18 protein-coding genes are annotated in these 15,953 nt (G+C 41.0%); 4 read left to right on the top strand and 14 right to left on the bottom strand.

Annotation, left to right across the window (positions count from 1 at the left end; translation table 11 throughout):
* The 4 genes from ACWIUE_RS09515 to pflB all read left to right on the top strand — a co-directional run.
* A partial coding sequence (locus ACWIUE_RS09515) for a hypothetical protein (protein ID WP_454136509.1) occupies positions 1–235 on the top strand: 235 nt, incomplete at its 5' end.
* Between the two features lie 177 nt (positions 236–412).
* A complete protein-coding gene (locus ACWIUE_RS09520) occupies positions 413–964 on the top strand; it encodes an ankyrin repeat domain-containing protein (RefSeq protein WP_454136510.1) in 552 nt (183 codons plus the stop codon).
* A 36-nt stretch (positions 965–1,000) separates the two neighbouring features.
* Positions 1,001–1,168 carry a hypothetical protein gene (locus ACWIUE_RS09525; protein ID WP_454136511.1) on the top strand — a complete coding sequence of 56 codons (168 nt, stop codon included), beginning with the start codon at positions 1,001–1,003 and terminating at the stop codon, positions 1,166–1,168.
* A gap of 223 nt (positions 1,169–1,391) precedes the next feature.
* The gene (gene pflB, locus ACWIUE_RS09530) at positions 1,392–3,641 is read left to right on the top strand and encodes a formate C-acetyltransferase (RefSeq protein ID WP_454136512.1); all 2,250 of its coding nucleotides are present in this window, start codon (positions 1,392–1,394) and stop codon (positions 3,639–3,641) included.
* 76 nt (positions 3,642–3,717) lie between these two features.
* On the opposite strand, the gene ACWIUE_RS09535 is transcribed toward pflB, so the two are convergent.
* The 14 genes from ACWIUE_RS09535 to ftsH all read right to left on the bottom strand — a co-directional run bounded on the left by ACWIUE_RS09535 (position 3,718) and on the right by ftsH (position 15,904).
* Positions 3,718–3,909 carry a hypothetical protein gene (locus ACWIUE_RS09535; RefSeq protein ID WP_454136513.1) on the bottom strand — a complete coding sequence of 64 codons (192 nt, stop codon included), beginning with the start codon at positions 3,907–3,909 and terminating at the stop codon, positions 3,718–3,720.
* 41 nt (positions 3,910–3,950) lie between these two features.
* Positions 3,951–4,160, bottom strand: coding sequence for a hypothetical protein (locus ACWIUE_RS09540; protein ID WP_454136514.1), 210 nt, complete (start codon positions 4,158–4,160; stop codon positions 3,951–3,953).
* 180 nt (positions 4,161–4,340) lie between these two features.
* On the bottom strand, positions 4,341–4,964 hold the full coding sequence (locus ACWIUE_RS09545; RefSeq protein ID WP_454136515.1) for a hypothetical protein: 624 nt from the start codon (positions 4,962–4,964) through the stop codon (positions 4,341–4,343).
* Entirely contained in the window at positions 4,961–6,568 is a 1,608-nt protein-coding gene (locus tag ACWIUE_RS09550) for a restriction endonuclease subunit S (RefSeq protein WP_454136516.1), read from the bottom strand. The genes ACWIUE_RS09545 and ACWIUE_RS09550 overlap by 4 nt, the downstream gene beginning before the upstream one ends.
* A 133-nt stretch (positions 6,569–6,701) precedes the next feature.
* Positions 6,702–7,217: a hypothetical protein gene (locus tag ACWIUE_RS09555; RefSeq protein ID WP_454136517.1), complete on the bottom strand. Its 516-nt coding sequence runs from the start codon at positions 7,215–7,217 to the stop codon at positions 6,702–6,704.
* 3 nt (positions 7,218–7,220) lie between these two features.
* The gene (locus tag ACWIUE_RS09560; RefSeq protein WP_454136518.1) at positions 7,221–7,952 is read right to left on the bottom strand and encodes a DUF3800 domain-containing protein; all 732 of its coding nucleotides are present in this window, start codon (positions 7,950–7,952) and stop codon (positions 7,221–7,223) included.
* 60 nt (positions 7,953–8,012) lie between these two features.
* A complete protein-coding gene (locus ACWIUE_RS09565) occupies positions 8,013–10,019 on the bottom strand; it encodes an N-6 DNA methylase (RefSeq protein WP_454136519.1) in 2,007 nt (668 codons plus the stop codon).
* A gap of 43 nt (positions 10,020–10,062) precedes the next feature.
* On the bottom strand, positions 10,063–10,290 hold the full coding sequence (locus tag ACWIUE_RS09570; RefSeq protein WP_454136520.1) for a hypothetical protein: 228 nt from the start codon (positions 10,288–10,290) through the stop codon (positions 10,063–10,065).
* A gap of 19 nt (positions 10,291–10,309) precedes the next feature.
* Positions 10,310–10,522 carry a hypothetical protein gene (locus ACWIUE_RS09575; RefSeq protein WP_454136521.1) on the bottom strand — a complete coding sequence of 71 codons (213 nt, stop codon included), beginning with the start codon at positions 10,520–10,522 and terminating at the stop codon, positions 10,310–10,312.
* A 30-nt stretch (positions 10,523–10,552) separates the two neighbouring features.
* Entirely contained in the window at positions 10,553–10,795 is a 243-nt protein-coding gene (locus ACWIUE_RS09580; RefSeq protein WP_454136522.1) for a hypothetical protein, read from the bottom strand.
* A gap of 23 nt (positions 10,796–10,818) precedes the next feature.
* On the bottom strand, positions 10,819–12,336 hold the full coding sequence (locus tag ACWIUE_RS09585; protein ID WP_454136524.1) for a 2-isopropylmalate synthase: 1,518 nt from the start codon (positions 12,334–12,336) through the stop codon (positions 10,819–10,821).
* Positions 12,333–13,052: a CDP-diacylglycerol--serine O-phosphatidyltransferase gene (gene pssA / locus ACWIUE_RS09590; protein ID WP_454136525.1), complete on the bottom strand. Its 720-nt coding sequence runs from the start codon at positions 13,050–13,052 to the stop codon at positions 12,333–12,335. The genes ACWIUE_RS09585 and pssA overlap by 4 nt, the downstream gene beginning before the upstream one ends.
* Before the next feature lie 32 nt (positions 13,053–13,084).
* Complete coding sequence (locus ACWIUE_RS09595) at positions 13,085–13,972, bottom strand: hypothetical protein (RefSeq protein WP_454136526.1); 888 nt, start codon at positions 13,970–13,972, stop codon at positions 13,085–13,087.
* 21 nt (positions 13,973–13,993) lie between these two features.
* Complete coding sequence (ftsH, locus tag ACWIUE_RS09600) at positions 13,994–15,904, bottom strand: ATP-dependent zinc metalloprotease FtsH (protein ID WP_454136527.1); 1,911 nt, start codon at positions 15,902–15,904, stop codon at positions 13,994–13,996.
* Between the last annotated feature and the right edge of the window lie 49 nt (positions 15,905–15,953).

The following is a 15,953-nucleotide window of genomic DNA, read 5'->3' on the forward strand; positions in this document are numbered from 1 at the left end:
CTATAAAGATGAGGAATATTGCCAAACGCCACATTACAGCTTTTATGGATTTAGAGATGATTTAGATTACAGCTTTGGGTATTTTATATCAAATCTATTAGAGTTTTTAAAGATAAGGCGGACGGGCAAGGAATTTGACGATGATGAAATAAGGCGATTTTACCCCATCAGTGGCGGTGGTAAGGAAATATACAGAATTGAATCTTGCGAGATTGGTTTGGGAAATGGGAGGTAAGAGATGTATGTTTTACTTAATGCTATAAACGACAACAACTTAGATGAGGTTAAGCGTATGTTGAAAAGTGATAGATGTGTTAATACTACTATTGACTCTACAAATATAGTTCTCGATTACGACAATAATAAGTGGTTAGTAAAATGGATATTTAAATCTGAAGTTGTTACGAGAGATATGGGCTTTATCCTTTTATCGTTTGCTTGTTTTACGGAGCATATTGAGATTGCTAAATATTTATTAGACAATTTAAAAATAGACTTTGACTATGCCATTGTAAAAGAAATGGCAGTGCGTGGCAAGTTTGAGGCACTAAAATTTTTAATAGAATATGCTGGTGCAGAAATTACTCGTGTTTTTGGTTTAGATACAATAAACGGCAGTTATAATTTAAACTTGATATTCGATGATTGTATGAGGAAATATGTAATAATTAAAAATAAAGAGTGCGAAATGCTAAAATGTATTAGCTCTAATAATGACGATTCTATCAATAAAGTCAGAGAATACATTACAAACGGCATAAGTCCAAACGCCCATCTAGCACACATAACAGCTTTAATGAGAGCCTGCAAAAGTGGCAATTTTGAAGTGGTATTAACCCTAATCTCCGCAGGGGCAGATATAAACGCCAAAGATAAAAACGGCAAATCAGTGCTAAACTACGCCGCAGAGGGTGGCAATACAAAGATTATGGAGCTACTTTTAGCACAAGGCGCAAAGGGGTAATGCAAAGGGCACATAGATTTACAAAAACGCATAAAATTGCATTTAGATTCTGCGAATTTTGCGCGAAAAACGCAGAATCTGCTTTTATTTTTTCATAGATTCTGCACTTTTGGCAAATTTTCGTTGCCTTTCGCAGAATCTAAAACGAAAAAATCGCAGAATCTCGCACATTTGTTTGCTAAAAAAATCGCAGAATCTTGCTAATTTTTGGCGTTTAAAATAGCATAATTTTATTTTCTTAAAAGTCAATAAATTTTCGCCAAATTTCGCAGAATCTACCAAAAATTTTCATAATTTTAAGTTTTAGTTAAGAATTTACACAATTTTTGCAAAAATTTTCAAAAATCTTACATTTTTAAGCATTTTTTAAGCAACATAAAATTTGCAATATTCTATAATTACGATACTTTAACATTAAGGAGTAAAAATGAGCAATGTAGAAAGTAGTAAAATCGCCTTTGGTAGCGAGTTTGAAGATGGATTGTGGAGTGATGAAATCAATGTCCGTGATTTCATCGTGAAAAATTACACGCCCTATGATGGCGATAGTAGCTTTTTGAGCGAACCTACAAGCGCGACAAAGGCACTTTGGCAAAAGGTGTGCGATTTGATGAAAGTCGAGCGCGAGAGAGGCGGTGTGTATGATGTTAGCACGGATATCATCTCTACGATTACCGCGCACAAGGCGGGTTATATCGATAAGGATTTGGAGGCGATAGTGGGGCTTCAAACTGATGAGCCGCTAAAACGCTCCATTATGCCATTTGGCGGATATCGAATGGTGAAAACTTCGCTAAAAGCCTACAACAAGGCGGAGGATGCAAATGTGGCAAATGTCTTTAAATACCGCAAGACGCATAATGATGGCGTTTTTGACGCATATACCGATGAAATGCTTTTGGCGCGAAAGGTAGGCATTATCACAGGACTGCCCGATGCTTATGGACGGGGGCGAATCATCGGCGATTATCGCCGTGTGGCACTCTATGGCGTGGATAAGCTAATTGAGATGAAAACAAAAGCAAAAAAAGAAATGATACCTGATGTGATGGATTCACACACAATACGCGCACGAGAGGAGTTAAGCGAACAAATCAAGGCACTAAATGAGCTAAAAACTATGGCGCAAAGCTATGGATTTGACATTTCACGCCCTGCGGTAGATGTCAAAGAGGCGATTCAGTGGCTTTACTTCGCGTATTTGGCAGCGACAAAAGAGCAAAACGGCGCAGCGATGAGTATCGGGCGAATCTCGACATTTTTGGATATTTACGCGGAGCGCGATTTAGAGCGTGGCAAATACAGCGAGGCGCAGATTCAAGAGATGATAGACCATTTTGTGATGAAACTGCGAATGATTCGCTTTCTCCGCACACCTGAATATGATGAGCTTTTCAGCGGGGACCCCACTTGGGTGACTGAGTGTATCGGCGGAATGTGCCTTGATGGACGGCATTTGGTGACTAAAATGAGCTATCGCTTTTTGCATACGCTTTATAATCTAGGACCTGCGCCAGAGCCGAATATGACGATTTTGTGGAATACGAGATTACCCGAAAACTTCAAAAGATTCTGCGCTGAGGTGAGTATCAAAACTTCATCGGTGCAATATGAAAGCGATGAGATTATGCTAGAAGAGTTTGGCGATGACTATGCGATTGCGTGCTGTGTGAGCCCGATGAAAGTCGGCAAGCAAATGCAATTTTTTGGTGCGCGGTGCAACTTGGCAAAGGCACTACTTTATGCGATAAATGAGGGTAAAGATGAAAATAGCGGATTGCAAGTGGGACCAAATATTGCCGCAGTGGAGGGCGAATATTTAGACTATGATGAAGTGCGCGAAAAGCTAGATATCGTGCTAGATTGGCTTGCGCGACTTTACATAAATACGCTAAATGTGATTCATTATATGCACGATAAATACTGCTATGAGCGCATTCAAATGGCATTGCACGATGAAAAAGTAATGCGAACGATGGCAGGTGGTATCGCTGGGCTTAGCGTGATTGCCGATTCGCTATCAGCCATAAAATATGCCAAAGTTAAGCCAATCCGCAACGAAGCGGGGCTGATTGTGGATTTTGAAATAAAAGGCGAGTATCCAAAATACGGCAACAACGATGAGCGCGTAGATGAAATCGCCGTAGAGCTCGTCAAAAGCTTCTCGCAACGGCTAAATTTGCACGACACCTACCGCGAATCTGTGCCTACGATGAGCGTTTTGACAATCACTTCAAATGTCGTCTATGGCAAGAAAACAGGCACTACACCCGATGGACGCAAGGCAGGCGAGCCCTTTGCACCGGGCGCAAATCCTATGCACGGGCGCGATACAAGCGGGTGCGTGGCGAGCTTCTGCTCTGTGGCAAAAATCCCGTTTCAATACTCAAAAGACGGCATTTCAAATACATTCTCAATCGTGCCTAGCGCGTTAGGTAGCGATGATGGCGCACAAAAGGGCAATTTGGTGCAACTTATGGATGGATATTTCGCTGATAATGGCTATCATTTGAATGTCAATGTGTTGCAACGCGAAATGCTAAAAGACGCAATGGAGAACCCTGAAAAATACCCACAGCTAACGATTCGCGTAAGTGGCTATGCGGTGAATTTCATAAAACTCACAAAAGAACAGCAATTAGATGTCATATCCCGCACATTTCACGAGAAAATGTAAGGTAGCGTTTGTGAAAATGGGGTAGATTTTGTGAAAATATCCACATTCTCCCCCTCCCTTGCAAAGGCGATTTTTCTCATTCTCTCCCCCTCCCTTGCGGAGGGGGATTAAGGGGGTGGGTTAAAAGCGCAAAAAAATAGTGGCGCAAATTTTCAAATAGTGAATCTACCCCCCCTAGCCCCCTCCGCAAGGGAGGGGGGATAAAATGCAAATCCTGCGGATTGAGCGTAGCGAAATATCTCAAAAACAAAAGAGATTTTTCGCTCATTTTATTCGCTCAAAATGACAAAGTTATGGATTGCCACGATTTTACTTCGTAAAATCTCGCAATGACGAAGAAAGAGTGGATTGCTTCGTTGCACTCGTTTCGCTTCGTGCGTCTCGCAATGACGAGAATTTTACCCACCCCCTGCGCCACCCTAGCGCAAGGGAGGGGGGATAAGTTGATTCGGCCTCCGCAAGGGAGGAGGGATAAAAGGCAAATTCTGTGAAATTTTTGTTAGATTCTGTGAATCGCAAAATCTAAAAATACTTGTCATATTGAGCGTAGCGAAATATCTCAAAAACAAAAGAGATTTTTCGCTCATTTTATTCGCTCAAAATGACAAAACTATGGATTGCCACGATTTTACTTCGTAAAATCTCGCAATGACAAAAAACATACGAGATTCAGCGAATCGTAGAATCTAGCAAGAATTTTCACACTGCGGGGAGAATGTAGAGTGGTTCGCATTTGGTGCTAAAAATGCTTGAATCTAGCACTTTTGGCAATGAAAATGAATTTGGCATTTTTGATTCAAGTGTGATTGTGCGAATCTCGCCTTGATTTAAACCCAAATTCACACCTTGATTCACGCAAAATTTGCCTTGTTTTAAACCTTGATTCACACCTTGAATCCCGCAATTTTCATTTTGATTCACGCCCAAATTCGCCCCAAAATTCACGCCTAAATTCTCCCCCACAATCCCGCCGTAGTCCTTATAAAAGTGCATTTTCCCATACGCATTTATAAACTCACTATCGCTAAAAGCAAAGGCGTCCGTGCAAAAAAGGCGTATTTTGCGCGTATTTGTCGCATTTAGCGCGATTACAAGCGATTGCAAAAAAATGTGCGTGAGCTTTATCGCGCTAAAATTGCCCGGTCCATTTGCGTAGTAAATATCAAAATGCGCGTTTGATTCACCGCGCAAAATCTCGCCAAAAAGTTCAGGCAAAACATCGCTAAATTTCCCCGCCTTGCAAACATCGCGCACAAGCCTTTTGCCCCTATAAATCCCAAGCAACACAGGCGAATCCACGCTAATTAGTAGCAAATCCATCATTTTACGCCCCCATCTATCGCGCTCTCGACTTTGATTTTGGCGGATTCTAGCAAGGATTTTGATTTTGCACGCAGGGCGAAACTTTTTTGGATTTTGGAGGCGATTTGCTCTTGCGTGGCGGTGGCTATCTTTGGGATTAGGATATTTTGCAATTCATCTTTTGAAATCGCCGTTAAAATCGTGCCACTTGAAAATTTGCGCAAATACTCTTGAAAAAATGCGCATTTAAACAAAACTAGCAAAGTTTCGCTGTTTAATTTCACCGAATCTAACACATAAAAGCCCGTTGAAACAAGGCAATTATCAAATTCAGGCGTGATTATCGCGCAACTTGCCAAACTCCCTTCGATTGACGACATTATGAAATCGCCCGTTTTTACCTTGCGCCTCGCCCTCGTGGGTAGATTTTCGCCTAAATCCTCCAAAGGCTCGCTTATGTTGCCGTTGTTGCCTATGTTTGCAAGCTCGATATAGCGGTATTTTTCTTGCGCTTTTGGTGTGAAGTTAGAATCCTTTATTTCGCTAGATTGCAACCGAAAATACCCGCCTTGATAGCCCCGAATTTTGCGCTCGATGGCATCATATTTGGTTTGATAGTATTCGCTATCAAGGCGTCCGCTTATGCCGTAGCTTTGCGATAGTGTGCGGATAGAAATATTTAAATGCGGGTATTTGCACGCTATGTTGTCATTCTGAGCGAGTGAAACGAGCGAAGAATCCAAATCGCTAGACATTGAATCGCCTGAATCGCAATGTTTTAAATGTGAATTTAATTTATTGATTCGCTTTTCTATCATTGATTCGTTTTGCCTTTTAGATTCGCGTGTTTTGGATACTTCGCTACGCTCAGTATGACAAAATAAAGATTCAAGCGGATTGTGCGAATCTAACCCCAAAGATTCATATAAAAGATTCTCCGCTTCTTTGTAAAGAGCCTTTGAATCCTCCAACGCCTTATGCGAATCTTGGACTAAATTTTGGATTTCTAATTGAAAATCTTGCGAAAATTTGGGGATTTGACATTTAAAAATATCGCTATCAATTACCGCTGGATAAAGTGAAGCGGTGTTTGCTCTCATCATTTTTGTAATAAAAAACTTTGTTTTGCAAAATATGTATAAAACTTCGGGCAAAATCTCACTTGTTTCTTTGAGTCGCAACACGCAAAAACCACTTGTGCCAACAAGCCTTTTAGAATCTTTGATTAAAGCCACAGCATTTCGGTTTGGGCGCACGGTGGATACGCAAATGTCGTTATGTTGCAAGATATAAGTTGCTCTATCTGGTATTTGAGCGAAATCTGTTTCTGTCGTTGTGTATTCAAGTCCGTTATTTGTGTCAATATCGCTAATTTGTAAATAAGCAAAATTCTTATTTAGATTCAGTGTTTTAATGTTTTTGATTCTAGATTCAAGAAAATCTTTGATTTTGGTTTGTGAAATGATGATTTTTTCATTTTCCAAATACTCTTTTTTGAAATACTCGCTATCAATGCGCTTAGATTCATTATCCTTTTGCACTTGGGAGAGCGAAAGGACGGATAACTCCAAATGCGGATATTTGGCTTGCAAGGATTCGTTTAGATTGAGTGTTTGTTTTTGCATTTTTTACATAATTTATTTCAATTTTGTCGATTTAAGCTAAATATTAGGTTGTTTGAATTAAAATAACTGCGCTCAACTACCGATGGTAGAAAGAGGTGGCTTTGGAGTTGCCGTAACACTCCACCAAATCTTGCTAAAACCATTCACAACCCCCTAACCTTAAATCTACTTTGTTTATATAGTCGCTATATTTGTGCGCAAATGATTGCCTTTTTCTATCATTGTCTATGTAAAAACTTGTAACAATAAAAGCTGTGTTATTTTTTGTGATAATTTTTTCTAAAATAACGACAAAGTCGTGGGCATATAGCCACAGATAAAGTCTTATTTTGCCGTCAGTTTCATAAAAATAAAACATTTTAATATGTGGCTTGTCATAATCGTTTATAATGCACTTTACCCATTGGATTCTTTTTGCTCTTTGCTCATCAAAAAGCCTTAAATTGCCATTTTTTCTACTTATGATATGCCAAAACGATTCTTCTATTTCTAAATTTTCTTTTTGTAATTTGTTATGACACTTTGGGTCAATTAAGATTGTATTTAAAAAGCATTGAGATTGTATAAAATCTTGGCAAAAAATTTCATAAGCAAGGGCTATTTTATCTTTTTGGCAGGTGCATTGTGCAAAATCTAGGCAGGGATACATCGGCTATTTTCCTTTGCCTAATTCTATTTTAAAGATGTTAAATTTGCTTTCCCAAGGTGGCGTGCTTAATTTAAGGCTTTTATTATATAGCTTTGATTCAAGGGTATTGACTATATAATTTTTGATTTCACTTTTATGCTCCAAGTCCTCTCTTGCTTGATATGCGATAGCCCCTATCAATAAATCAACAAGTTGAATAATGTTTGATTCGTGTGATTTGGCTGTAAAGACTTCCACATTTAAGTTATCTTTATATTTGCTTTGTAGAACTTCTTTTAATTGTTGCATTCTTGCACCACATCTTGAATCTTTGTAGTCTAAATAAATTTTTGCGTCAATTTTCTCGCCTACATTGACTTCTGCTTCAAATAAATTTCTAAAAACATAATAAAACATTTTGTAATAAAACAAATCTGCGCTTCCGTCATTATAAATATCGTGCTTTAAATTCTTTTTGCTTGGTATTAAAAGGGCTTGAAACTTTAAGCATACTTCGCTAAAAAAGAAATCTAATAAGTCATCATAAAAGGGCTTTTGAGAAATATTTAATTTTGTCCATTTTAATTCTTTGTGGTAGTTATGTTTATGCTTTAAATATTTTATATGTTTGTTGATTTGCTCTACTTCTACTTCTGCTATACGAATCGCACCTAAAACCATAATATTAGATTTTAGCGTGGGATTATCTTTGTAGTTCAAATGGTTGCTTTCATCGCAAAAGATTTTATATTTCATTATTCACTCCAAAAAAGCATTTAGCACACAATTTTACCTAAAATTCTCTTGTATTTGATTTTATTTTGATTCTCTCCAAAAGCTTAGATTCTCAGCTTTTGCAAAGTCGATAAAGGCTTCGGCGATGCCGTCATTTGTCAGTCCATCGTGGTTAAATAAATCGTGGTCAATGATTTTATGCCCGTGCGAGTCAAGCAAAAATCCGCCCTGCGCGTCTTTTAGGTAGATTTTCTCACCTGAATTATCCTTGCTAGGTTTGCTCATTGTGGCAAAGAAAATGTTGTAATCGCTAGTTTTGGGGCAAATTTCGTTGCCATTTTCATCTACCCCGCCCCATTTTTGCAAAAGTAGCACGCTTGTTTTTGTGCCTGTGTGAGGTTTGAATACATTGTTATGAAGCCCTATCACAGCTAAAATCCGCGCTTTGTCCGCGATAAATTCTCGTATATATTTATCGCTAGAATTATTAAACCTGCCTTGTGGTAGCACAATAGCCATTCGCCCGCCATCTTTTAGCATATTTAGATTTCGCTCGATAAATAAAATATCCCTCCCCACTTTGCTTTGTGCCTTGCCATTTGCGTTTTTGCCTAGCTCGTAGCGCGCTAAAATCCTGCTCTCTTTAATGTCCCCTGCAAAAGGCGGATTTGCCATCAAAATATCAAAGTTAAAATCTCTATTGGCGTCCTTTTCGGTGCGAAGTTGTCTTAGTCGTTTCCAGCCATCGTGATAAATATCCCCCCATTCCTCGTTTTTTGTCCATTCCTCCCAATGCTCATAATCGATAGAATTTAAATACAGCACATTTGTGTGCCCATCGCCTGCGATTAAGTTTAGCATTTTTGAGACGCGCACGGATTTGTCATCAAAGTCGATTCCAAAGATTTTTTCTTTGACATAGTCGGTGCATTCGGGGATTTTAGCCTCTGCGGTGAAAAGGTGGCTTGGCTCTAAGCCTTTGTCCCTATAAAGTCGCTCCCACACATAAAAGCAAGTGTGAATGGGAAATCCACAGCTCCCGCTTGCAGGGTCTATCATTGATTCGCTTGGCTTTGGGTTTAGCATTTTCACGCACATATCGATGACATAGCGCGGGGTGAAATACTGCCCTTTTTCGCCTTTGGCGGATTTATTTACTAAGTATTCAAAGGCTTCATCGATGACTTCTAAGTTTGAGTTAAAGAGTTTGACATTTTCTAGTGAGCCTACGCATACGCTTAAATGCGATGGGGAGAGCTTGATTTTATCATCTTTACTAAATACGCCATCCCATTTGTCCTTTGCCTTGCTAAAAATCTTTTCGATTTTGGCTTTTAGCTCAGAATCTGATTCGCCGTAGTTTTTAAATTCTAAATTCCTGCTAGGATTTCGCGCACTTTCTAGCTCATCATAAAGTTTGATAAAAATGAGCTTAAAAACTTCTTCAAACACATCTACGCCCGCATTTGCTAGCACTTCATCTTCCATATCTAAAATGATATTTTTTAGGCTTGTTTTTTGCGTGCGGAGAATGTCCTTTTCTCTCAAATCGCTAAATCTAAAATCCTCTTGCAAAATGTCTTTTAGGCTTTTTTCCTGTGTGGGGATATTTGGGATTGGCTCAAAATAATTTGGGTCTTTGCGGTGGTAGTAGCTGATAGCAGAGCCATTGCACCATACCGCCATAGTCGCGCCTGTGGCGTTGCAATAGCTTTTTAGCTGCTCTTTGCCCTCTTTTAACTTTGGCTTTTTAACCTCGATAATGATATATGGCGTGGTAGTTTGGAGCTTATCCATAATGATAATATCTGCGCGCTTAACCTCGCGCCCAAAATGCACGGAGTATTCGACTTGAATGCGCGATTTTGGGTAGTTGTATTCGTTTATGAGTTTGTCTAAATAAAGCTGGCGGATAATCTCTTCTGGGGTTAGCTTAATCTCTTTTTGGCGAATTAAACAAGTGGCATAATAATTTGGCGCGGTTTTGCCTTCTTTTGTGCTAATCCTTGCTTCTAAATTTGCGATAGAATCCTCGCTAAAAAGCTCTAATCTATACTCGCTATCTTTTAAAATCTCAGTAATTTTCATAGTAATTTCCTCTAAATCGCGCTTACGATGATGACGAAGTTTATTAATTGTGGGAGTTTTGTGCGCTGCAAAAATGTCCTTTGTAAAAAAATAAAGGCGCATTATAGCAAAAAATTAGATTCTGCGAAAAATGAGACGGCAGATTCTGCGAAAAATGCGTAAAATTGCAGAATCTAGCGCAGAATCTGCCTTTTTTCACGCACGAGATTCTGCGATTTTGCAGAATCTGCGCTAGATTCGTCATTGCGAGGCGCGTGAGTGAAACGAACACAACGAAGCAATCCATAGATTTAAATATATATTGCCACGATTTTGCGAATCGCAAAATCTCGCAATGACGAAGAAAGAGTGGATTGCTTCGTTGCACTCGCTTCGCTTCGTGCATCTTGCAATGACGGATTATTTTTTATTTTACCCACCCCCTTAATCCCCCTCCGCAAGGGAGTGGGAGAAGTTTGGAGATTTTTCGCTCGTTTCACTCGCTCAAAATGACAAATAAGCACACTAGATTCTGCGATTCGTAGAATCTAAATTTAAATTGCTTCGGCGAATCTACGATTCGCCTCGCAATGACGGATTATTCTATTTTTGATTCGCGACAGCGAATCACAATCCGCAGGATTTGCGAGCGAAGCGAAGCAACCATCGAAGTAGTTGCGGTGGAGGTTTTGTGGTTTTTTAGGATTTTTCAAAGAAACTTCGTTTTGAGAGACGAAGCTAGACTTGGAGTCTGTGAGCCTCCCAAAAATCCCAAAATCCGCGAAAAATGCACCCAAATACAAATTGCCAAACCGCCAAACTACAAAAACTCCCGCATACTCAAATAGTTATTTAACGCACTAATATACGCCTTCGCTGTCGCGCTCATCGTGTCAATATCCAACCCGTGCCCAATTAGCACACTTTTGTCAAACTCCACTTTTACGATGACTTTTGCAAGGGCGTCTTTGCCACTCGTTACGCTCTCCACGCGGTATTCTTTGAGATTGCCCTTAATCCCGCTAATCCTATCCACGCTTTTTAGCACACTATCCACCGCGCCATTGCCTAGCGCAGAGTCGCTAATCTCCGCGCCGTCCTTTGTCATACTCATCGCAGCGCAAAACTGCCCCGCACTACACGCGCTAACTTGAAGCATATTTAGGCTAAAAATCTGCGGGATTCCGCGCCCTTGTTCGCCCAAAATCGCGCGTAAATCATCATCAAAAATCTCTTTTTTGCTATCGCAAAGCACCTTAAACTTCGCAAACGCCGCTTCAATCTCGCTATCTTGCAGGTTGAATCCCAAAGCCTTTGCCTTATTTTTAAAGGCAGCGCGCCCAGAGTGTTTGCCTAGCACCAAATTTGAATCCAAATCCACGCCTATATCAGCGGGATTTATGATTTCATAAGTCTCTCTATGCTTCAAAATGCCATCTTGGTGGATTCCGCTTTCGTGCGCAAAGGCGTTTTTGCCGACAATAGCTTTGTTTGGCTGTGGGCGAATCCCCGTAATATCGGCGATTAGCTTACTTGTGGGGTAAATCTCTTTTGTGTTGATATTGCTTTTTAGCCCCTTAAATAAGTCGCCACGCGTTTTTATAATCATCGCAATTTCTTCTAGCGCGGTGTTTCCTGCGCGTTCGCCCAAACCATTTACCGCGCATTCCACTTGCCTTGCGCCATTTTTGATGGCTTCGATAGAATTTGCCACCGCAAGTCCCAAATCATTATGACAATGCACTGATAAAATGGCGCGATTCGCGGTGATTTTGTGAATTTCGCTAAAAATCTCCGCGATTTCGCTAGGCAATCGGTAGCCCACGGTATCTGGGATATTGATTGTCCCTGCGCCCACTTCTAGCACCGCGCTAATGATTTCTTTTAAAAAGCCAATGTCGCTTCGACAGGCATCTTCGCAAGAAAATTCCACATCGCTTACCAAACTTTTGGCATAGCTGACAGATTCGACAGCGCGTTTTATGACAGATTCGGGTTTCATTTTTAGCTTGTATTCCATATGAATGGGGCTAGTTGCGATAAAAGTGTGAATGCGCTTGATTTTGGCGGGTTTGATTGCCTCAAAGGCTGCTTTTATATCGCCATCCAATGCCCTTGCAAGTGAGCAAACGCAGGATTTTTTGATGCTTTGTGCGATTTTGTGAATCGCCTCAAAATCCCCCGGACTACTTGCCGCAAATCCCGCTTCGATAATATCTACGCCTAGTTTTTCAAGTTGCAAGGCAATGCGAATCTTTTCCTCAATATTCATCGATGCGCCCGGGCTTTGCTCCCCGTCTCGCAATGTTGTATCAAAAATTTTTATCGTTTCACTCATTTTGTGCCTCCATTTTTGCGTTTAAAAATTACCCTTGCGATGATTAAATAAAAATATCGCAGAATCCCATACAAAATATACGCGCTAATTGCGCTAAAAATGCCCTCAATAGGGCGAATAAATAGCACGGAGAGTAGCACGATTAAGGTTATCATCTTAAAGAGATTCCACCGAATGTGCTTAAAATTTGGGTAGCGGATATTGCTAACCATTAGGATTCCTACGATAAAAGTAAAAATTAGCAACCAAAAATTGTGCGTGGATAGCACATTGTATCGCTTTTCTAAAATCAGCATAGTTACCACAAATATCGCAGCAGAGGGGATTGGCAAACCGATAAAAAAGTGGCTAGTTTCATTGCCTGTGATAATGTTAAATCTTGCCAAGCGAATCGCCCCAAACACCACAAAAAGACAGCTCACAACAAGCCCAAATCGCCCAAAATTATGCCCAAACGCCACATAAATCAAAATCGCAGGGGCGCACCCAAACGCCACCAAATCGCATAGCGAATCAAACTCCACGCCAAACTTACTCGCCGTATTTGTGATTCGCGCCACGCGCCCATCTAATCCGTCCAAAATCATTGAGATGATGACTAGCCAGCACGCAAATTCAATACGCCCATTTATCGCGTAAATAATGCTTGAAACGCCCAAAAACGCACTTGCTGCGGTGAAAAGATTTGGCACGATATAAAGTGGATTTATTTTCATAGCTCCGCCCTTTTGTTTAAAATTACGGGATTTTAGTATAAATTTGCTTGAAATTTGCCGATTAAACTCTCCCCCGCAAAAAGATTGTCGCCCCTTTGGGCTAATAACTTGCAAGGCGCGTGAATTTCAAGCAATAAATATCCGTATTTCATAAAACCTAATCTATCGCCGATGAAAATGGTAGAGTGGGTGGAGTTTGCGGTAGATTCGGTGCTTTTGTCTTTTTTGTCATTGCGAGATTCTGCGATTTTTGTGCGATTCGCAGAATCTGTATTTGAATCAATTATAGTATTTGCGGTAGTGCTTGTGGAGTTTTTGCGAAATTTTGGGGCTGAGACTAGACTAGCGGTCTGCGAAGCCCCGAAATTTTGCAAATCTACGCAATGATTACCCAAAGACGAATTGCGCGACTCCAAAGACGAATTGCTTACAGAATAAATATTTGCCTTATTCCACGCTTCTGGTAGTAGCGTGATTGTAAAAATCTGCGAATCGCCACAAAACCCGCTAACCTTATGCTTTGTGTTTAAAATACTTTGCAGATTTTTATCGCTTTTTATAAAAAGCCCAAATCGAAACGCGCTTTTTATTCGCGTGATATAGGCTGGGACGCGAAAGATTCCGCTATCAAAAATATTTATCTTAAACAAAATCGCAGTCGTTGAACCGCTCAAAGAAATATCCTTGATAATCCCATCGCAAGGGGCGATTATCGCATCATTGCCACGATATTGTGCGATTCGCTCGGTGTTGCGAAAGATAAAGGCGCAAAAAATAGCGCAAATCAGCGCGAAAATCGCCAAAAATTCAAAGTGCAAAAATATAAAAAGTAGCATTAGCGCAACGCAAACGCCCACAGGCTTAAAGCCCTCCCGCGCGATAATTTGCGTGGTGGTTTGCAACTCTTTTGGCTTATTCATAATGTTTTTGCGCCCAAATGCTTACGAATCTTCTTCGCTTTTGCGCTGAACTAGGCGCGAATCTAGCCCATTTTCTTTTTCAAAATTTGTCAAAATCTCTCTTACCCGCGCCCCATCAATCACTTCTTTTTCAAAAAGTTCTTTTACCATAACTTCGATTGCGTCCTTGTAGTCGGTAAGGATTTGTTTTACGGCGTTGTAGCGCGAATCAAGCGTAGATTTGATATGATTATCCATTGCCTCTGCGGTTTTTTCGCTAAACTCACGCGCAGAGCCAAATCCACCGCCTAAAAACGCGTTGCGTGGCTTTTCTAACACCATTAGTCCGCTAACTTCGCTCATTCCATAATAGCTAATCATCGCCTTTAAAATGTCCGTAGCGCGTTCTAAATCGTTGCTAGCACCTGTGGATATTTCGCCCAAAAAGACTTCCTCTGCCGCTCTACCGCCTAGCAAGGTATCGACTTCCGCCATAAGCTCGTGTTTTTGCATAAGGTAGCGGTTTTCTTCGGGCGTGTGTAGTGTGTAGCCAAGTGCCGCCATTCCGCGTGGGATAATGGAGACTTTGCTTACAGGGTGCGAACCCTCTGTCATTTCGGCGATTACGGCGTGTCCGCTCTCGTGGTAGGCTACGATTTTTTTCTCTTTGGGTGAGATTCGGCGCGATTTTTTCTCCAATCCCGCAATACTTCGCTCCACAGCCTCTCTAAAATGGCTTTGCGCCACTTCTTGCTTGTTTGCGCGTCCTGCCAAAAGGGCGGCTTCGTTTATGATATTTGCCAAATCCGCTCCAGCAAGCCCCGCAGTTAGCTTTGCAATCTCTTGCAAATCCACATCGCGCGCTAATTTTACGCTTTTGATATGCACTTTTAAAATCTCAACGCGCCCATTGAAGTCGGGTTTATCCACCAAAACCTGCCTATCAAATCGACCGGGTCGCAAAAGCGCAGGGTCAAGCACTTCGGGGCGGTTTGTCGCCGCTAGGACAATCACAGGCGAAGCATCAGAGCTAAATCCATCCATTTCGGCTAGTAGCTGATTTAGCGTTTGCTCTCTCTCATCATTGCCACCTACCATACTTCCTGCGGCACGGGATTTGCCTATCGCATCGATTTCATCGATAAATATTATGCTAGGCGCATCTTTCTTTGCCATCTCAAACAAATCCCTCACTCGACTTGCACCAAGCCCCACAAACATTTCAATAAAGCTACTTCCGCTCATCGAAAAAAACGGCACATTTGCTTCACCAGCCACTGCCTTTGCAAGTAGCGTTTTTCCCGTGCCGGGCGGTCCTACCAAAAGCACACCTTTTGGGATTTTCGCGCCCACCGCAGAATATCTATCGGGATATTTTAAAAAATCCACGATTTCGACAACTTCCTCTTTTGCCTCTTTATTCCCTGCCATATCATCGAATCGCACTTTGGGTTTTTCGGCATTTACAAGGCGTTTGGAGCTTCCCATTCCAAAGATTCCATTGCCCATATTGCGCTGCATTCGCCCCGCGATAAACATCCAAAGCCCCAAAATGATAAACACAGGGAGTAGCCACCCTAGCAAGTCGGTGAACCAATTTGATTCGCTAAAACCAGAATATGGGATTTTGTTTGTATCCAAAAGCGGGACAAGTGAGTTGTCGGCGACTTTGCGGACATTATAAGTTACGCGCTGTCCGTTTTGCTCGGCTATGGCGCGAATCATCGTCTGCCCTATGCTAACTTGGCTAATTTCCTTTGCTTCGATTTTTTGTTTTAGCTCATAATAGCTAATTGTTTGAATGCTACTATTGCCAAAAACGCCCTCGCTACCGCCATTTGAGAGTGCTTTAAAAAGCAAAATCGCAGCGATTGTAAAAATCGCAAAAATTAGCAGTGGATTGCCACCCATCGGGCTATTTGGCTTTGGTTGATTGGGGTTGTTTTGATTCATCATTTTTCCTTTTTTAAAATGAAAATTTTTGCTTTTAGATTCGCGCCAA

The organism is Helicobacter sp. 23-1045, from assembly GCF_053654655.1.